Origin of the sequence: Rhizobium sp. BR 317, assembly GCF_047445835.1 — a bacterium.
Lineage (GTDB): Bacteria > Pseudomonadota > Alphaproteobacteria > Rhizobiales > Rhizobiaceae > Rhizobium > Rhizobium paranaense.
Map to the genome: position 1 here is coordinate 1 of NZ_JARWLB010000211.1, position 588 is coordinate 588.

Below are 588 nucleotides of genomic sequence, written 5' to 3' on the forward strand. Positions count from 1 at the left end.
CAGTGATGACCTTCTTGGCGTCGCTTGCCTGCACCGTCTGGATGGCATTGCCGGCATAGATCGGCCGCTTGAAGGTATCGGCCGAGATCACTTCGATGATTTCCGAGACCTGGGCGACGTCGAGCAGGGCAGCCACCCGCGGCAACACATCCTTGCCGGTCGAGGTTGCAGCCGAGATGATCGTGTCATAGGAACCGGCCAGCGAGACGATCAGGTMGGCAAGCGGTTCGGCGAGGTTGTTGGCATGCTCGTCGCTTTCGGCCAGCAGCACCTTGGAGACGCCGGAGAKCCTGGCAGCAGCATCGGCCGCAGCCTTGGCGCCCTTGCCGGCAACCAGCACATGGATATCKGAGCCGATCTGCGTTGCTGCCGTCAGCGCCTTGGCGGTCTKATCGGTGAGGCTGACGTTGTCGTGGTCGGCCAGAAGAAGAATGGTCATGATAGTTGCTCCTGTTCCTGCCCGATTACAGCACGCCGGCTTCGTTCTTGAGCTTGTCGACCAGCTCAGCGACCGACTTGACCTTGACGCCGGCCTTGCGGCCACTCGGCTCCTCGGTCTTCAGCACCTTCAGCCGCGGCGTCGTGGAC

The 588-nt window shown here is 62.3% G+C and carries 2 pseudogenes; both read right to left on the reverse strand.

The features are described from left to right. A pseudogene (locus QD357_RS32850) lies at window positions 1–439 on the reverse strand (electron transfer flavoprotein subunit alpha/FixB family protein); the annotation flags it as partial. Window positions 440–464: 25 nt separating this feature from the next. After that, a pseudogene (locus QD357_RS32855) lies at window positions 465–588 on the reverse strand (electron transfer flavoprotein subunit beta/FixA family protein); the annotation flags it as partial.